The sequence below is a fragment of the Pseudomonas agronomica genome (genome assembly GCF_025917275.1).
GTDB lineage: Bacteria > Pseudomonadota > Gammaproteobacteria > Pseudomonadales > Pseudomonadaceae > Aquipseudomonas > Aquipseudomonas agronomica.
This window is the reverse complement of the sequence record NZ_JAOSHO010000998.1, coordinates 1-577: the sequence shown is the minus strand read 5'-3', so window position 1 is coordinate 577 and position 577 is coordinate 1. Positions and strand designations below refer to the sequence as shown.

At 56.8% G+C, this 577-nt stretch carries 1 protein-coding gene; it reads right to left on the bottom strand.

Annotation, left to right across the window (positions count from 1 at the left end):
- Positions 1 to 17 precede the first annotated feature (17 nt).
- Positions 18 to 377 carry a DUF6124 family protein gene (locus tag OC610_RS28580; RefSeq protein WP_264433113.1) on the bottom strand — a complete coding sequence of 120 codons (360 nt, stop codon included), beginning with the start codon at positions 375 to 377 and terminating at the stop codon, positions 18 to 20.
- Between the last annotated feature and the right edge of the window lie 200 nt (positions 378 to 577).

The following is a 577-nucleotide window of genomic DNA, read 5'->3' as shown; positions in this document are numbered from 1 at the left end:
TTCTGCGTGCGGTGTGGTCAGGGTTGTGTATTGACGTTGTCCAGCATCCGATTCGCCAATAAAGCGCCCAGCTCGATCAGTTGCTGAATGCCAAGGGCAACATGGCGTCGCGAGCCTTTCAGGTCGAAGGCAAGGTCGCTGACCATGGCATCGGCTGAGGCCAGGGTTTCGCTGAGGTTGGCCAGCAGGCTTTCGGTGTCGACACCGTCCACGACGGCGAACAGTTGACCTGAGGGCTTTTTCTTTTTGGCTTGAGGTTTGGGGTCAAGATAGTGGTCGATGGCGCGTTTGGCGGCTTCATCGAGTATCGGGGGAATCTGGCTGGCTTCGGGAGATATGGAATCGTTTTTTGTTGGCCCAGAGTTATCTTCAGACATGTTGGCGCTCCATTAGGATTGAAATAACGCCCTTTTACTTGCGGGTTTCCAGGCCCGGCCGCTGAATTTGCAGCGGCGGGGAAAGACTAGCGACAGCCCTTCCCACCCTGCAACCGCCAGAGCTCGTCGGAAAAATCTGCCACAGCCCGGAGGATTGTCCGACCATTCCCACAATCGTGGTCGGCTGTCAGGCCGCCTTC

Bases quoted from the DNA above. Each gene is read 5' to 3' on its own strand.
- OC610_RS28580 (WP_264433113.1), bottom strand. From the start codon at position 377: ATGTCTGAAGATAACTCTGGGCCAACAAAAAACGATTCCATATCTCCC.